The 15,118-nt window shown below is 43.6% G+C and carries 19 protein-coding genes; all 19 read left to right on the top strand.

Annotation, left to right across the window (positions count from 1 at the left end; genetic code table 11):
- Positions 1 to 379 precede the first annotated feature (379 nt).
- The 19 genes from flgB (at position 380) to fliP (ending at position 15,102) form a co-directional block, all read left to right on the top strand.
- Complete coding sequence (gene flgB / locus QY97_RS01980) at positions 380 to 769, top strand: flagellar basal body rod protein FlgB (RefSeq protein ID WP_039232756.1); 390 nt, start codon at positions 380 to 382, stop codon at positions 767 to 769.
- Position 770: 1 nt separating this feature from the next.
- Complete coding sequence (gene flgC / locus QY97_RS01975) at positions 771 to 1,229, top strand: flagellar basal body rod protein FlgC (protein WP_039232753.1); 459 nt, start codon at positions 771 to 773, stop codon at positions 1,227 to 1,229.
- Between the two features lie 13 nt (positions 1,230 to 1,242).
- The gene (fliE, locus tag QY97_RS01970; RefSeq protein ID WP_039232750.1) at positions 1,243 to 1,551 is read left to right on the top strand and encodes a flagellar hook-basal body complex protein FliE; all 309 of its coding nucleotides are present in this window, start codon (positions 1,243 to 1,245) and stop codon (positions 1,549 to 1,551) included.
- 67 nt (positions 1,552 to 1,618) lie between these two features.
- Complete coding sequence (gene fliF, locus QY97_RS01965; protein WP_039232748.1) at positions 1,619 to 3,211, top strand: flagellar basal-body MS-ring/collar protein FliF; 1,593 nt, start codon at positions 1,619 to 1,621, stop codon at positions 3,209 to 3,211.
- A 51-nt stretch (positions 3,212 to 3,262) separates the two neighbouring features.
- Positions 3,263 to 4,276 carry a flagellar motor switch protein FliG gene (gene fliG / locus QY97_RS01960; RefSeq protein ID WP_039232746.1) on the top strand — a complete coding sequence of 338 codons (1,014 nt, stop codon included), beginning with the start codon at positions 3,263 to 3,265 and terminating at the stop codon, positions 4,274 to 4,276.
- Positions 4,269 to 5,045 carry a flagellar assembly protein FliH gene (gene fliH / locus QY97_RS01955; RefSeq protein ID WP_039232742.1) on the top strand — a complete coding sequence of 259 codons (777 nt, stop codon included), beginning with the start codon at positions 4,269 to 4,271 and terminating at the stop codon, positions 5,043 to 5,045. Before fliG ends, fliH begins: the two co-directional genes overlap by 8 nt.
- Positions 5,042 to 6,364, top strand: coding sequence for a flagellar protein export ATPase FliI (gene fliI, locus QY97_RS01950; RefSeq protein WP_039232739.1), 1,323 nt, complete (start codon positions 5,042 to 5,044; stop codon positions 6,362 to 6,364). The genes fliH and fliI overlap by 4 nt, the downstream gene beginning before the upstream one ends.
- 2 nt (positions 6,365 to 6,366) lie before the next feature.
- A complete protein-coding gene (gene fliJ, locus QY97_RS01945) occupies positions 6,367 to 6,810 on the top strand; it encodes a flagellar export protein FliJ (protein WP_039232737.1) in 444 nt (147 codons plus the stop codon).
- Between the two features lie 9 nt (positions 6,811 to 6,819).
- Positions 6,820 to 7,422 carry a MotE family protein gene (locus QY97_RS01940; RefSeq protein WP_039232735.1) on the top strand — a complete coding sequence of 201 codons (603 nt, stop codon included), beginning with the start codon at positions 6,820 to 6,822 and terminating at the stop codon, positions 7,420 to 7,422.
- A gap of 61 nt (positions 7,423 to 7,483) precedes the next feature.
- Positions 7,484 to 8,869 (top strand): flagellar hook-length control protein FliK, encoded by a 1,386-nt coding sequence (locus QY97_RS01935; RefSeq protein WP_039232733.1) that lies wholly within the window; start codon positions 7,484 to 7,486, stop codon positions 8,867 to 8,869.
- Positions 8,870 to 8,871: 2 nt separating this feature from the next.
- The gene (gene flgD, locus QY97_RS01930; RefSeq protein WP_232506213.1) at positions 8,872 to 9,537 is read left to right on the top strand and encodes a flagellar hook assembly protein FlgD; all 666 of its coding nucleotides are present in this window, start codon (positions 8,872 to 8,874) and stop codon (positions 9,535 to 9,537) included.
- 131 nt (positions 9,538 to 9,668) lie between these two features.
- On the top strand, positions 9,669 to 10,466 hold the full coding sequence (gene flgG / locus QY97_RS01925) for a flagellar basal body rod protein FlgG (protein WP_039232729.1): 798 nt from the start codon (positions 9,669 to 9,671) through the stop codon (positions 10,464 to 10,466).
- 59 nt (positions 10,467 to 10,525) lie between these two features.
- Entirely contained in the window at positions 10,526 to 10,747 is a 222-nt protein-coding gene (locus QY97_RS01920; protein ID WP_039232727.1) for a flagellar FlbD family protein, read from the top strand.
- Positions 10,737 to 11,177: a flagellar basal body-associated protein FliL gene (fliL, locus tag QY97_RS01915; RefSeq protein WP_039232725.1), complete on the top strand. Its 441-nt coding sequence runs from the start codon at positions 10,737 to 10,739 to the stop codon at positions 11,175 to 11,177. Before QY97_RS01920 ends, fliL begins: the two co-directional genes overlap by 11 nt.
- Before the next feature lie 32 nt (positions 11,178 to 11,209).
- Positions 11,210 to 12,211 (top strand): flagellar motor switch protein FliM, encoded by a 1,002-nt coding sequence (fliM, locus tag QY97_RS01910; RefSeq protein ID WP_039232723.1) that lies wholly within the window; start codon positions 11,210 to 11,212, stop codon positions 12,209 to 12,211.
- On the top strand, positions 12,204 to 13,364 hold the full coding sequence (gene fliY, locus QY97_RS01905) for a flagellar motor switch phosphatase FliY (RefSeq protein WP_039232720.1): 1,161 nt from the start codon (positions 12,204 to 12,206) through the stop codon (positions 13,362 to 13,364). Before fliM ends, fliY begins: the two co-directional genes overlap by 8 nt.
- 21 nt (positions 13,365 to 13,385) lie before the next feature.
- Complete coding sequence (locus tag QY97_RS01900; RefSeq protein WP_039232717.1) at positions 13,386 to 13,748, top strand: response regulator; 363 nt, start codon at positions 13,386 to 13,388, stop codon at positions 13,746 to 13,748.
- Positions 13,749 to 13,760: 12 nt separating this feature from the next.
- Positions 13,761 to 14,444: a flagellar biosynthetic protein FliO gene (locus QY97_RS01895; RefSeq protein ID WP_052728906.1), complete on the top strand. Its 684-nt coding sequence runs from the start codon at positions 13,761 to 13,763 to the stop codon at positions 14,442 to 14,444.
- On the top strand, positions 14,437 to 15,102 hold the full coding sequence (gene fliP, locus QY97_RS01890; protein ID WP_039232714.1) for a flagellar type III secretion system pore protein FliP: 666 nt from the start codon (positions 14,437 to 14,439) through the stop codon (positions 15,100 to 15,102). The genes QY97_RS01895 and fliP overlap by 8 nt, the downstream gene beginning before the upstream one ends.
- The last annotated feature ends 16 nt before the right edge of the window (positions 15,103 to 15,118 follow it).

The following is a 15,118-nucleotide window of genomic DNA, read 5'->3' as shown; positions in this document are numbered from 1 at the left end:
AAAAAATGATGAATGGTACCATCCATCATTTTTTATAGAGGCCACCAAGCGTAGCGCGGTAGCCTAAAACCCCAACATTTGATTTAGAACCGTTTTTTTGCTTTATATGAAATATTTGGAATATGATTGTCGTAATAGGGCGTTTTGTGGAGTTTTTTAAATTTTTTTGACAGTTTTATCAATGAAATTAAGGTTTTTTGTTAAAAATAAAATTTTTTTATCATTTTTTTGAGAGCATATGGTATAGTGTCAAATAGCATCAGGAAATGTCTAATAGTTCCAATGTTGGATTTTATTAATATAAATCGGTAATTGTATAAAACTTATTTCTTAGTTTTATGGATAAACGACTAAAACTTTCTTATGGAGTGAACAATCAATGAATATTTTCACAGGCTCCTTTAAAGAGATTGAGCAGGCGCTGAACTATTCAACATTAAAACAAAAAACGATTTCGAATAATATTGCCAATGCTGATACCCCTAATTATAAAGCTAAGGAAGTAAGCTTTAAGAGGGCTTTTGAAGAGGCTCAAGCTGGTGGACTATCAGCGTACCGGACGAACGAACGCCACCTTGTATTTAAGAGCGAGAACAGCTCGCCGGCAGTGATGAGCCGAAACGTTTCTTTTAATCAAAACGGAAACAGTGTCGATATAGATAAGGAAATGTCTGATCTTGCAACGAATCAAATTTACTACAACGCATTAGTTGATCGAATGAGCGGAAAGTTTAATACATTGACAAGTGTGATCAAAGGAGGAAGATAATATGACCATATTTCATAGTATGAACACTACTTCTTCTGCACTGACAGCCCAGCGGCTGCGTATGGATGTTATTTCTTCCAACATGGCAAACATGGAAACAACTCGCGCGCGTCAAGTGAACGGAGAGTGGGAGCCTTATCGAAGAAAGTCTGTTGTATTGGAACCAAAACAAAATGAGTTTTCAGCTCTCTTTCAACAAGCTGTAAGTAACCAGAACGGCAAGACTGGGAATGGAGTAAGAGTAGCGAAGATAGTAGAAGACAAAACTGCCCCGCTCAAACAAATCTATGACCCCTCTCACCCCGATGCGAACGAGGAAGGATATGTACAAATGCCAAATGTAGATCCATTGAAAGAGATGGTGGATTTAATGTCAGCTACCCGCTCGTATGAAGCAAACGTAACGGTCTTTAATGCTTCGAAATCCATGATGATGAAAGCTTTAGAAATTGGAAAGTAAGGAGAGTAAGTGAATGGCTATTGAATCAATTCAGGGCACTTCCCCATTTGTTAAAACTGAAAGCATAGGAACAAAGCAGACAGCTACTCCAGACGAAGCTCAGCAAAACTTTGCCGACTTCCTAAAGCAGTCTATAGATCAGGTAAGTAAGGCGGAAGGTGAATCAGCTAGTTTAACAGGCAAGATGATTCGTGGTGAAAATGTAGATCTTCACCAAGTGCTGATTGCCAGCCAGAAATCAAGTGTCACTTTACAGCTGACAATGGAAGTGCGCAATAAAGCGATAGAGGCTTATCAGGAAATTATGAGGATGCAGATGTAATTTAAGCAGCAGGAGGAAAGAGGCAAGCACCCTTTAGAATTTTTTAGCAAATTAACGGGGGATTGTAATGAACGAAACAATAGGTCGACAATTAACACAAATAAAAGAATACTGGAAGAGCCGGACGAAAAAACAAAAAGCGATAGGGATAGGCGCTTTTTTATTTTTTGTCTTTGCTCTTGCTGCCCTGATGCTGATCATGACAAGGGAAGAAATGGTGCCGCTGTACAGCGGACTTTCCCCTGCTGAAGCAGGAGCTATTAAAGAGAATCTTGATGGGCGGGGAGTAACCTATGAGCTTACAGATGGCGGTACGGGCATATTAGTGCCTGCTGAAATGGTAGATTCCCTAAAGGTAGATTTGGCAGGAGAGGGTTTACCAAAGTCAGGAAATATTGATTACAGCTTTTTTAGTGAGAATGCCGGTTTCGGTATGACTGACAATGAGTTTAATGTATTAAAGCTGGATGCGATGCAAACGGAGCTGGCTCAATTGATCACAGGCGTTGACGGTGTAAAGGACGCTAAGGTCATGATTAACTTGCCGGAGCAAGAGGTCTTCATTCGAGAAGGCGGTGAGCAGGCTTCTGCCTCCATCGTTCTTGAAACAGAGCCTGGCTATCAATTTAATGAAAATCAAATTCAAGCGCTTTACCATCTCGTTTCAAAAAGTGTCCCCAATTTGCCCGCTGAGAATATTGTCATCATGAATCAATACTTTGAGTATTATGACAAGCAGATGGCTGGAAGCATGATGGCCGGCGGCAATATGATGCAGCAAATGGAAGTGAAGAAGCAGATTGAACGGGATATTCAGCGGCAAGTCCAGAATATGCTCGGTACTTTAATGGGACAGGATAAAGTAGTTGCTTCTGTTACAGCCGATATTGATTTTACCCAGGAAACGAGAGAAGAAAATCTTGTTGAACCTGTTGATGAGGAGAATATGGAGGGCATTCAAATTAGTGCCCAAAGAATCACGGAAGCCTTCACGGGAGACGGAGCAGCGGCGGGCGGTACGCCGCAAGCAGAAGATCCAGCAGATGCACAAGGCTCCACTTATATGGAAGGAGCCGGCGGTACAGGAGATTACGAACGTTCAGAAGAGACGATCAATAGTGAAGTGAACCGAATCAGAAAAGAAATTACGGAAAGCCCATATAAAATCAGAGACTTAGGCATCCAAGTTATGGTGGAACCGCCAACAGCAAATGATCCAGATTCCCTGCCAGCTGAAAGAGTAGCTGATATTCAGCAGATGCTTGGCACGATCGTCCGTACTTCCATTGATGAAGGAGCTGGAGAAGAGCTGACAGATCAGCAAATAGAGGAAAAGGTTGCCGTATCGGTGCAGCCGTTTAATGGGAAGGTTGATTTCGACACAGACAGCGAACCTTCCATTCCTTGGTGGGTATATGTGCTTGGTGCTATCTTACTTCTTATTATCGGAGTACTCGTTTTCTTTATCCTGCGTGCGAGACGCCAGGAGGGTGAGGAAGAATATGAAGAGGATTTCCTTGTACAAGATCAGTTATCTGAGATGGATATGAAGGAAGTGGAAACTGAAGAAGCAGTTCGCAGAAAGCAGCTGGAAAAAATGGCGAAAGAGAAGCCAGATGAATTCGCTAAGCTGGTCCGTTCCTGGTTATCCGAAGATTAATTGGCAAAGCTTCATAAATGATTCATTAATACAAGTAGGGAGGACTTCACTATGCCTGTTAGAGAAAAGAAACTAACTGGAAAACAAAAGGCTGCTATTCTTCTTATTTCTCTTGGCCCTGATGCCTCAGCTTCTGTATATAAACACCTATCAGAGGAAGAAATTGAACAGCTGACTCTCGAAATTTCCGCGGTGAAGAAGGTCAATACAGATATAAAGAAAGAGATATTTGATGAGTTTTATCATGTAGCCTTAGCACAGGATTACATTACACAGGGCGGAATTGGCTATGCGAAAGCCGTTCTTGAAAAGGCGCTTGGACAAGACCAGGCTCAAAATATTATTAATCGGCTGACCTCTTCCTTGCAGGTCAAGCCATTTGACTTTGTGCGCCGGGCGGATGCAAGCCAAGTGCTGAACTTTATCCAAAATGAGCATCCGCAAACGATCGCGCTCGTCCTTTCTTACCTAGAACCACAGCAGGCGGGGCAAATACTCTCAGAGCTGCCGCAGGATAAACAAGCGGACATTGCACGTCGGATTGCGACAATGTCCAGCACTTCACCGGAAATTATTAGTGAAATTGAAGCGATATTAGAGCGGAAGCTAAGTGCAACAGTAACACAGGATTATACACAAACAGGCGGAATTGAGTCTGTGGTTGAAGTGCTGAATGGAGTGGACCGTGCAACCGAAAAAACCATTCTCGATGCGCTGGAATTCCAGGACCCTGAACTGGCTGAAGAGATTAAAAAGCGAATGTTTGTATTTGAGGATATTGTTACACTCGATAACCGCTCCATTCAGCGTGTTATTCGCGAGTGCGAGAATGAAGACTTGATCTTGGCATTGAAGGCTTCCAGTGAGGAAGTGAAAGAGATTGTGTTTCGAAATATGTCTTCCCGAATGGTAGAAACCTTTAAGGAAGAGATGGAATTCACAGGACCTGTCCGTTTGCGTGAAGTAGAAGAAGCACAGTCGCGTATCGTTTCGACAATTCGCCGCCTTGAGGAAACAGGAGAGATCATCATTGCCCGCGGCGGAGGAGATGACATTATTGTCTAAAATCATTAAATCTCACCGCACAGCTAGCAAGCGGGAGGGGAGCAAAGTTATTCAACTAAAGCCTCTTCCTTCCCAGGTGTCGCCTGCTGAGCAGGAAGCAGACCTTTATGCCGCTTATTTTGAAGATGAGAAAGCAAAAATGCTTGAGGAAATTGAAGTAAGCGCCCGTTTAATGGAAGAGCAGGCCAAACAAGCGCTTCGCCAGGCTGAAGAGGAGATTCAGCAGCAAAAGCAAGCTTGGGAGGAAGAGAAACAGCTTCTTAGCAGACAGGCCTACGACGAAGGCTTTCTTGCTGGACAAGAGCAGGGAAGACGGGAAGGATACAAAGAATATGAAGGTTTAATCACGGTGGCGAAAGAAACGGTGGACTCTTCTAAACAAGAGTACGAAAGAAATGTTCAGAAGGCGGAAAAAACCATTTTGGCTATCGCTATTAAGTCAGCAGAGAAAATTATTGGCCAGCAATTATCAGATGATAAGTCAGCCTTTTTGTCGATGATTCAGCAGGCATTAAAGGAAATGCCTGACCAGCAGGAGATTCAAATTCATGTTCATCCTGGCCGCTACCCGTTTGTACTTGACCAAAAAGAGGAACTAGAAGCCATGTTTCCGCTTGAGATCCTTTGTTATATCTATCCAAATGAAAAGCTAAGTGAGAACGGCTGCTTTATTGAAACAAGCCATGGCAGGATCGACATCAGTCTAGACAGCCAGTTAGAAGAACTGCGTAAGCAGCTGTTTGCACTGTTTGAGGGTGATGTTCATTGAAACTTTCCGAGCTGACAGAGAAAATTGACGGCCTAGATATATTTAAACGTTATGGGCGTATTAAGCGGGTAGTAGGGTTGATGATTGAATCGCAAGGACCGGCTGCTTCGATCGGCGATGTTTGTTTAATTTACCCAAAGGGCACAGAGTCGGAGCAGGTTATTCGAGCCGAGGTGATCGGTTTTAAAGATGAGACGGTTATTCTTATGCCTTACGCGGATATTAGTGCGATCTCGCCGGGGAGCCTCGTAAAATCGCTGGGGCACGCGCTTGAGATCAAGGTAGGTCCTTCTTTAATAGGGAAGGTAGTCAACTCCATGGGGGAGCCGCTCGACGGCACTTCTTTGCCTAGAACTCTTACTTCTATCGGCACCGAACAAAGTCCGCCGCCTCCTCTCAGCAGGCCGCCGATTACTGAACAAATGGAGGTTGGTGTGCGGGCGATTGACAGTATGCTGACAGTAGGCAAAGGCCAAAGGATTGGTATATTTGCGGGAAGCGGTGTCGGGAAAAGTACGCTTTTAGGCATGATTGCACGGAATACCAAAGCAGATTTGAATGTAATTGCTCTGATCGGGGAGCGTGGCAGAGAAGTAAGGGAATTTATTGAACGAGACTTAGGCCCTGAAGGCCGCTCCCGGTCTATTATAGTAGCCGCTACTTCAGACCAGCCTGCTTTGATGAGAATTAAAGGCGCATTTACAGCTACAGCTATTGCTGAATACTTCCGGGATAAAGGGTTAAATGTCATGCTGATGATGGACTCCGTCACAAGGGTAGCGATGGCTCAAAGGGAAGTAGGTCTTGCCATTGGCGAGCCGCCAGCTACGAAAGGATATACTCCCTCCGTTTTCGCCATTATGCCGAAGCTGTTAGAACGAACGGGAACGAACCATCTTGGCACGATAACGGCTTTTTACACGGTGCTGGTAGACGGAGACGACATGAATGAACCGATTGCTGATGCCGTAAGGGGAATATTAGACGGCCACATTGTCCTCGATCGGGCATTGGCAAATAAGGGACAATACCCAGCTATTAATGTGCTGAAGAGTGTAAGCCGGCTGATGAACCATTTAGCCGCTGAAGAACATAAAGAAGCAGCCATGCTGATTCGTGACATGATAAGCACGTATTTAAACTCCGAGGACTTAATCAACATTGGCGCTTACAAAAAAGGTTCCTCTGCTGAGATTGACCGCGCCATTGATTATTATCCAAAGATCATTTCGTATCTAAAGCAGCGGACAGATGAAAAAGTCTCATTTGAAGAGAGCATTGCCTCACTTGTTCAATTGGCTCGAAAAGGAGAAAGATAAGCATGAACTATAATTATAAATTTCAGAAAATCCTGCAGCTTCGAGAACAAGAGAAGGAAGAAACAGAGAGCTGTTATAATGACGCTTTGAAGCAATTTGAACAAGCAGCCGAAAAGCTTTATGCCTTATTGAAAAAGAAGGAAGACTTGATTCATTTCCAGGAGGCAAAAATGGTCAGCGGCTTTTCAGTACATGAGATTCAGCATTATCAGCTATTTATCTCTAATCTGGAACAAACGATCCACTATCAGCAGCAGGTCGTTATAAACGCTAGAAGTAAAATGCAGTGGCATGAGCAGCAGCTGAGAGAAAGAAGTATCGAAGTAAAGAAATATGAAAAGATGAAAGAAAAAGACTTTGAGAGATTTAAAGACCAGCTGTTGGAAGACGAGCAAAAGCATATGGACGAAATTTCAACTATTCAATTTATGAACCGTAAAAGATAGGTGAGCAGCTTGGCAAAGAAAAAGAAAGCAGCATATGCGGATAGAGAAGAAGGAAAGGGCTATGGGGTGTTTCAATGGATTATATTCATGATTGTTATCCCGTTGCTTTTCGCACTATTGGTTACTCTTATCGTGATGACGGTGGCAGGTATCAATGTGCTTGAAAAAGCAAAGGAACTCCCTATTATTTCGCAGATCATGGACGAAGAGTCTGCTGATAATGAAAAGGAAAATAACGAGCGGGTCGCATTGTTGAAAGAAGAAGCAAAGCAAAAGGATGTAAAAATACAAGAATTAGAAAAAGAATTGGGGCAATCCAAAAAGGAAGTCGAAGAACTGCTCACAGAGAAAGACCGACTAGAGCTGGAGATTCAGAAAATGAAGGAGCAGGAGAAGGAAAAGGAAGAAAAGAAGGCACAAGATCGTTCCATTATCAGTACGTATGAGTCGATGTCTCCTAAGAATGTCGCCAATATATTAGTTAATTTGACTGATGATGAAGCGATAGAGATCCTGTCAGAAATGAGTACAGATCAGCAGGCTGATATTTTAGAGAAGCTTCCTCCAGAAACGGCTGCTGAATACACAGGACTGTTGTCAGGTTCTTCTTGATCGAGCAACAGGTTGATAGAAGGCTGTCTGTACAATTCGACTGATAAAAGAGGGAAAGCAAATGATGACGAACTTACCACCTTTACAATTAGCACAAGCCCGAATCCAAAAATCAATGTCTGCTCACCAGCAGCCGATGGCTGAATTGGATTTTCAAAAGATACTGGGTGGACAGGAAGTACAAGCAGAGGAGAGTGTTTCCGTCTCTTCCTTTCAAAAGAATCTAGTCCTGCAAAAGAAAATTATAGCGGCTGATAGTTTAGAAGACATTCCGCTTGTTGCTAACGCGGCAAAGCTAGTGGCAAAGGAGTGGACCGAGGAAGGGAAGATGCCTTCATTTGAAGAGCTGGCAGCACTTCTTGGCATGGAGCACAGTGAGTTAGCGAAAAGTTTACAGACGATAGCCAGAAAGGCTCTTCAAATCCTAGAAAAAGAAATAAAAGAAAATACAGGTGAAGAAGGCGGGCTGCCCTTCTTTGTGGATTATGCCATTCCGCAGGCAGGGGGCTTCGAGGTTGATGTCCTTTCAGAAGTGCAAGAAGGACAGTTAAATATGGGTCATTTACTTCATGTCCTTCAGCTTTTAACAGTAATTCCAGAAAAAGAGTGGACGCTATTGGAGCCTAAGGCGTTAGAGCAAGTGTTACAGGCGGGGAAACTGTGGCAATTGAGCAGCCGCTCAAGCGAGGAAGAGGCAGACAAACCGCTTCAGGCAGTAATGAAGGATGCAGAGAGGAAGCTGACGGAGAAAATTGAGGCTGCTTTGCTACAACCCTTGGCAGAGAAGCGGGCGGCTGTTCTGCAAAAGGCCTTTACTCACTATGGACAAATGCTGCAGCCCGGCTCAGGGGCTTTCTCCTTAGAATCAGTCCCGGAACAAGTAGCTGAAACGGACACACAGGTGCCGACCGCCGGTGAGACAGCTAAACAGAAGGAGCAAATACAGCTTTCCCTTTCACCCTCGCTCCACTTTCCCAGCCGCACAGAAAGCTGGTCCATTTCTGTTCAAACAAATCCAAAACCGATGAATATAGATCAGTTTATTGAGAAATTTTCACAGGTGCTTAATAAATCTAATATGGTGCAGACATTAAACGGAACGAAGCTGATTCTTCGTTTGTATCCTGAACAGCTTGGGAGCTTGCGGGTTGAGCTGCTCCAGCAGAATGGTGTCATGACAGCAAAAATTCTCTCTTCGACATCGGCTGTGAACGATCTGCTTGAACAAAACGCAGCTAGCCTAAAGCAGGCTTTTGCTCAACAGCATGTGTCTGTCGATAAGGTTGAATTTGTTTTCGGTCAGCCAGATCCGCAAAAGTTTGAACGCCAGCCACATCAAGAGCATCAGCAGCACTCGGAGAAGAAAGAACAGGAAGCACATGACACTCATGCGGATGATGAACCAAAGGAAAGCTTTCAGGAATTATTATTGAACGTGGAGGTTTAATGATGTCAAAGATTGACCCTAGCTTATATTTATCAAATGTTCAAACGCCGCAAAGAACTGGAAACGGTTCTTCCTTAGGAAAGGATGAATTTTTAAAGATCTTAATGACACAGCTGCAAAACCAAGATCCAATGAATCCGATGGAGGACAAAGAGTTTATCGCCCAGATGGCTTCCTTTTCTTCCCTGGAACAGCTGGTAAATATGGCGGCTTCTTTAGATAAGTTTGTACAGGCGCATCAGTCAGCACAAATGGTCAATTACCAGTCATTCGTTGGTAAAGATGTAACCTGGCATAAAATTGTTGAAAGCACTGATCCAAATGCAGAGCCAGTGGTACAAACAGGGGAAGGAACCATTGCTTCTATCCGCTTTAAAGAAAATGGGGCGGAGTTTGTGATGGCAGACGGTTCCGTATTAGAACCCGCTAACATTTCTGAGGTGAAAAGCGGTATGCCTTCCGTTAGTTCGAGCGGCTACTCACTTGTAGATGCCAGCCGCTTGATTGGTTATACCGTGGCATGGCAGAAAGATGGGCAGGAACAGACTGACCATGTACAGTCCGTTTCGATGAAAGACGGAATGGTGACACTTCAGCTGGCTAATGGCGAGAGGGTCAGCCCTACCGCCCTGACGGAAATTAGACAGTCGAAAGACATGACGATATAAGTGGAGATTTTTTCTTGAAATATATAAATGTATAGGGCGTTTAGTCCGATATCAATATCGTAAACAAAACAGACCTTATGTCTGGTGAAGGATGAATAAAAGGCTTTAATTGTGAAAGGAGAAAGAAACTCATGCTACGTTCAATGTACTCAGGCATCAGCGGAATGAAAGGCTTTCAAAATAAATTAGATGTGATTGGGAATAATATCGCCAATGTAAACACTCACGGTTTTAAGAAGGGGAGAGTAACTTTTAAAGATATGGTCAGCCAGCAAGTTGCTGGTGCTTCAGCTGCGGGCGATCTGGTCGGTGGCACAAACCCAAAACAAGTAGGACTTGGCAGCCAAATCGGTACTATTGATACGATCCATTCTCAAGGAAGTCTGCAGACAACTGGCGAAGCGTTGGATTTAAGTATTTCTGGTGACGGTTTTTTTGTAGTGGATAGTGGTAATGAGATTCTCTATACAAGAGCAGGAAATTTCACTCGAGATGGAGAGGGAAATGTAGTGGTGAAGGGGGAGGGCTACTATTTGCAAAGCACTGATGGAGAGCCGATTAATATTCCCCCAGGATCAAAGAGTGTAAGTGTTAGCCCGGATGGCGTTGTTAGTTATATAACCGAAGATGGAGAATTAGAAGAAGCAGGAACTATTACGATAGCTAATTTTGCTAATCCGGGCGGCTTGGAGAAAGTAGGCGGAAACTTGTACAGAGGGACTAACAACTCTGGAGAACCGGAGGAGGGACTGGCTCCTGGTGAAGGAGGCTCGGGTACGATTGTGTCAGGGGCTCTTGAAATGTCCAACGTTGATTTATCCGATGAATTTACAGAAATGATCGTTGCCCAGCGTGGCTTCCAGGCGAATTCGCGGATTATTACAACTTCCGATGAAATTTTGCAGGAGCTTGTTAACTTGAAGCGTTAATGATTGGACAGATAAAGGGAGGTGGCGGAGCTAGGAGCTGATCCTAGCTCTGAATAAAGTTGATTACAGTCACAAAGCTAAACGGCAAATCGTTTTCGTTGAATGCTCTTTATATAGAAGCCATTGAAAGTTTTCCCGATACAACTATTACGCTTTCGAATGGAAAGAAGTATCTCGTGCGGGAATCCGAACAGGCTGTAAGAGAGCGGGTAGAAGAATTTTATCGTCGAGTACACCTTCTCGGAAACTTAGAGCAGGGAGATACAGAGAATGAAAAATGAGGCAAAGTCTACAAGGCTATTAACGATTATGGTCATTATGCTGATGGTCATTTTATTGATTGGAACGGCAGTAGTTATTATTCTCTTAAACTCTTCTAAGGAAAGCAGTGCAAGCGAGCCGACGATTGATGAAATCGTAGAGGCTTCCGTTGACATTCCAGAGATGACGACAAATTTAGCCTCGGATGACTATATTCGAATTTCGTTTAAGATCCAGACAGACTCAAAAGAAGCGCAGGAAGAACTGACGAAGCGCGACTTTCAAGCGAAGAACTTGATTATAGAGCAGCTTTCAGAAATGACAGCAGCGAAGTTAAAAGGAAAAGCTGGAAAAGAACAACTGACAAATGAATTGAAGAAGCAGTTAAACGAGATTATGCAGGATGGGCAGGTTGTTGATGTTTATATCACCTCTTACATTATTCAGTAATCATATTCATTCTGCAGAACGGAGGTGACAGCATGGCAGGAGATGTTTTATCCCAAAATGAGATTGATGCGTTATTGTCAGCCATATCGACAGGCGAAATGGATGCAGATGAGCTGAAGAAAGAAGAGCAGCAAAAGAAAGTAAAAGTATATGATTTTAAAAGAGCTCTTCGCTTTTCGAAGGATCAAATTCGCAGCTTAACAAGAATGCATGATAACTTTGCCCGGCTATTGACCACCTTTTTCTCGGCACAGCTTCGAACATTTGTCGATATTTCCGTCGTGTCAGCAGATCAGCTGCCTTACGAGGAATTTATTCGCTCTATTCCTAATATGACGGTTCTAAATGTATTTGAAGTTCCTCCGCTTAGTGGTCATGTCCTGATGGAGATTAACCCAAACGTCGCTTATGCAGTTATGGAAAGGCTTCTTGGCGGAGCTGGAACAGGTACCAGTCACACAGGAAGTTTAACGGAAATCGAAACAAAGCTGATGTCTAATATATTTGAACGGGCATTTGAGAATTATAGAGAAGCATGGATAAATCTAGTAGATATCGAACCGATGATGACTAAGTTTGAGGTGAACCCTCAGTTTCTGCAGATGGTTTCCCCGAATGAAACAGTTGTAGTTATTTCATTAGAAACAACAATTGGGCGAACATCTGGAATGATTAATATATGTATTCCGCATGTGGTGCTTGAGCCGGTTATTTCACAGCTGTCCGCTCATTACTGGATGCAAAGCCCGGATAAAAAAGAGCAGCAGCCAGAAGAGATTGAGCATTTACAAAAGCGTGTAGAGTCAGCAGCTGTTCCTCTTGTCGCTGAGATGGGGCATTCTGATATTACCATTGAAGAGTTTCTATCGCTTTCTGTGGGAGACGTTATTGAGCTTGACAGCCGGATTGACACCCCGCTCTTGATAAAGGTTGGGGAAGTGCCAAAGTTTACTGCGCAGCCTGGAAAGCTGAATAAGAAAATGGCTGTTCAAATTATAGATACGATAAAGGGGGAAGAAGAGGGCGATGAATGATCATATGCTTTCCCAAGAAGAAATTGATGCGCTGCTAAAAGGAACGGCTGATATAGACACAGAAAGAGGCGTGCCGGCAGAGCAAGACACAGATAAGTACTTAGAAGGATTTGAGAAAGATGCACTTGGGGAGATTGGGAACATTTCCTTTGGAAGTTCGGCAACTGCTCTTTCTAGCTTGTTGAATCAAAAGGTGGATATTACCACCCCGGCCGTTACAGTTATTAATCGCCATAATTTAAAGGATGAGTTTCCTCTTCCTTATGTAGCGATTGAAGTGGAATATACACAGGGCTTTACGGGAGCAACAAATTTGCTGGTCATCCAGCAGAAGGATGCGGCGATTATTGCTGACCTCATGCTTGGCGGTACTGGACTAGATACGAGTCCTGAGTTAGGGGAGCTGCAGCTGAGTGCTGTGCAGGAAGCGATGAACCAAATGATGGGCTCAGCTGCAACCTCTATGTCTACTATATTCAATAAGCGTGTAGATATCTCTCCCCCTTCAATTAATTTACTAGATTTAAATGAAGGAACAGGAGAAGAAAAAATTCAAGACTTAGAGCTGCTTGTGAAGATTTCTTTTCGGCTGAGGGTTGGTCATTTAATTGACTCGAATATTATGCAACTTGTCCCGTTAGACTTTGCGAAAGGTCTCGTGGCTGAATTGATGGGTGCGGGTATTGAGCAGCCGGAGAAAGATGAGCGTATACAGCCACAGCCAGCGCCTGTTGCAGACAGACATCCCGAAGGTAACCAGGCGGGTAGAGCTCAGAAAACAATGCCTGTTCGGCAGAATCAACCTTCAGAAAATATGAGAGTTCAGCAGAAAGAGGTAAATATTCAACCGGCTGTTTTCTCTTCCTTTGATACCGCTCCGTCTGAAACAGGTGAAAGCCGCAATCTAAATATGCTGATGGATATTCCGCTGCAGGTAACAGTCGAACTTGGACGTACCAGCCGTTCTGTCAAAGAGGTGCTGGAGCTATCTGCCGGCTCTATTATCGAGTTGGATAAATTGGCCGGGGAACCCGTGGATGTCTTCATTAACAGCCGCCTTATCGCTAAAGGTGAAGTAGTGGTAATTGATGAAAATTTCGGTGTAAGAATCACCGATATTTTAAACGAAAAGGACAGATTGAAGAATTTATAGGAAATATTGGGGGTAATGGAAATGGGAAACCGTATTTTGATTGTAGACGATGCTGCATTCATGCGCATGATGATTAAAGATATTTTAACGAAGAACGGCTATGAAGTAGTAGGAGAAGCAGCTGACGGAGTCCAGGCTGTAGAAAAATACCAGGAACTGAAGCCGGATTTAGTCACGATGGATATTACCATGCCTGAAAAAGACGGCATCGCTGCACTAAAGGAAATTAAGGAAATCGATGCAGGCGCGAAGGTTATCATGTGCTCGGCTATGGGGCAGCAGGCGATGGTCATCGACGCGATTCAAGCAGGTGCAAAGGATTTTATTGTGAAGCCCTTTCAGCCTGACCGCGTCATTGAAGCGATTTCAAAAACATTAGCTTAAGAGGGTGTTCTTTTGATAAAAACGCTTTTTAAGCCCTTTATGTTCATCTCTGTATGCGTGGCTCTGTTGGCAGGCAGCGTGACCGCTGTCCAGGCAGAGCCATTTGATAGTAATGTAAAGGACTGCTTGGAAGCACCGGAGAAATGCGGGCAGGAAGCAGAAACAAAGCAGGATGGACAGATCGGGCAAGACCAGCAGACAGAACGAACAGAAACCGTGGGTGTAACCATCTGGGATATGCTGAAAATGATGGGAGCTCTCCTTTTAGTAGTAGCTCTTATTTACTTTTTACTGCGCTTTGTTAATAAAAATACACATTCTTATCAGCAGACGAAAGTCATTCAGCACTTAGGCGGTTCTTCTTTGGGAGGAAACAGGTCCATCCAGGTCGTGAAGACAGGCGACCGCCTGTTTATTCTAGGTGTGGGGGAGAACATCCAGCTGATTAAAGAGCTGGATGACCCAAAGGAAGTTGAACATATCGTGAGCCAGTATAACGATCAGGTCGATCAATTGCTGCAGCCGAAAGATGCCTTAACAAATATACTCAATAAATGGAAGAAGAAAGATGAGCATGCTAAGAGTCAATCCAATTCGTTTGAGACGCTGTTTGAGGAGAAATTAAGCGAATTGAAGCGAGATCGAAAAGAACAAATCGAGAAGATCACCAACAAGGAGAAGAAACGCGATGAATGAGGCGATAGAACTTTTTAATACGAGCTCACCGGAGAATGTTTCGACATCCGTAAAGCTGCTTTTGTTATTAACAGTTTTGTCGCTGGCTCCGAGCATTTTAATTTTGATGACTTCCTTTACAAGGATTGTGATTGTGCTTTCCTTTGTCCGTTCAGCCCTTGGTACGCAGCAGACGCCACCTACCCAGGTACTGATTGGTCTTTCTTTATTTTTAACTTTTTTTATCATGGCTCCTGTGTTTCAGCAGATTAATGATGAAGCCTTGACGCCATTATTTAATGAAGAAATTAATTTGGAGGAAGCATATGACCGGGCCAGCTTGCCGCTGAAGGATTTCATGAGTGAGCATACGAGGCAGAAAGACTTAGAGCTGTTTTTGAATTATTCAGGAGCGGAGCGTCCGGCATCGATTGAGGATATTCCTTTAACATCGCTTGTTCCGGCCTTTGCCTTAAGTGAGATTAAAACAGCCTTTCAAATTGGATTTATGATTTTCATCCCTTTTCTTGTCATTGATATGGTGGTCGCTAGCGTGCTTATGTCTATGGGAATGATGATGCTGCCGCCGGTCATGATCTCTCTTCCTTTTAAAATATTATTATTTGTACTTGTAGATGGATGGTATTTAGTTATTCAATCCTTGCTGCAAAGCTTCTAACTAAGTAGGTGAAACA

This window comes from Bacillus thermotolerans (genome assembly GCF_000812025.2).
Lineage (GTDB): Bacteria > Bacillota > Bacilli > Bacillales > Domibacillaceae > Quasibacillus > Quasibacillus thermotolerans.
This window is presented reverse-complemented; position numbering and strand designations above follow the sequence as displayed.

Excerpts from the sequence above, each read along its gene's own strand:
- flgB (WP_039232756.1), top strand. The coding sequence starts at position 380 with ATGAATATTTTCACAGGCTCCTTTAAAGAGATTGAGCAGGCGCTGAAC.
- flgC (WP_039232753.1), top strand. The coding sequence starts at position 771 with ATGACCATATTTCATAGTATGAACACTACTTCTTCTGCACTGACAGCC.
- fliE (WP_039232750.1), top strand. The coding sequence starts at position 1,243 with ATGGCTATTGAATCAATTCAGGGCACTTCCCCATTTGTTAAAACTGAA.
- fliF (WP_039232748.1), top strand. The coding sequence starts at position 1,619 with ATGAACGAAACAATAGGTCGACAATTAACACAAATAAAAGAATACTGG.
- fliG (WP_039232746.1), top strand. The coding sequence starts at position 3,263 with ATGCCTGTTAGAGAAAAGAAACTAACTGGAAAACAAAAGGCTGCTATT.
- fliJ (WP_039232737.1), top strand. The coding sequence starts at position 6,367 with ATGAACTATAATTATAAATTTCAGAAAATCCTGCAGCTTCGAGAACAA.
- QY97_RS01935 (WP_039232733.1), top strand. The coding sequence starts at position 7,484 with ATGATGACGAACTTACCACCTTTACAATTAGCACAAGCCCGAATCCAA.
- flgD (WP_232506213.1), top strand. The coding sequence starts at position 8,872 with ATGTCAAAGATTGACCCTAGCTTATATTTATCAAATGTTCAAACGCCG.
- flgG (WP_039232729.1), top strand. The coding sequence starts at position 9,669 with ATGCTACGTTCAATGTACTCAGGCATCAGCGGAATGAAAGGCTTTCAA.
- fliL (WP_039232725.1), top strand. The coding sequence starts at position 10,737 with ATGAAAAATGAGGCAAAGTCTACAAGGCTATTAACGATTATGGTCATT.
- fliM (WP_039232723.1), top strand. The coding sequence starts at position 11,210 with ATGGCAGGAGATGTTTTATCCCAAAATGAGATTGATGCGTTATTGTCA.
- fliY (WP_039232720.1), top strand. The coding sequence starts at position 12,204 with ATGAATGATCATATGCTTTCCCAAGAAGAAATTGATGCGCTGCTAAAA.
- QY97_RS01900 (WP_039232717.1), top strand. The coding sequence starts at position 13,386 with ATGGGAAACCGTATTTTGATTGTAGACGATGCTGCATTCATGCGCATG.
- fliP (WP_039232714.1), top strand. The coding sequence starts at position 14,437 with ATGAATGAGGCGATAGAACTTTTTAATACGAGCTCACCGGAGAATGTT.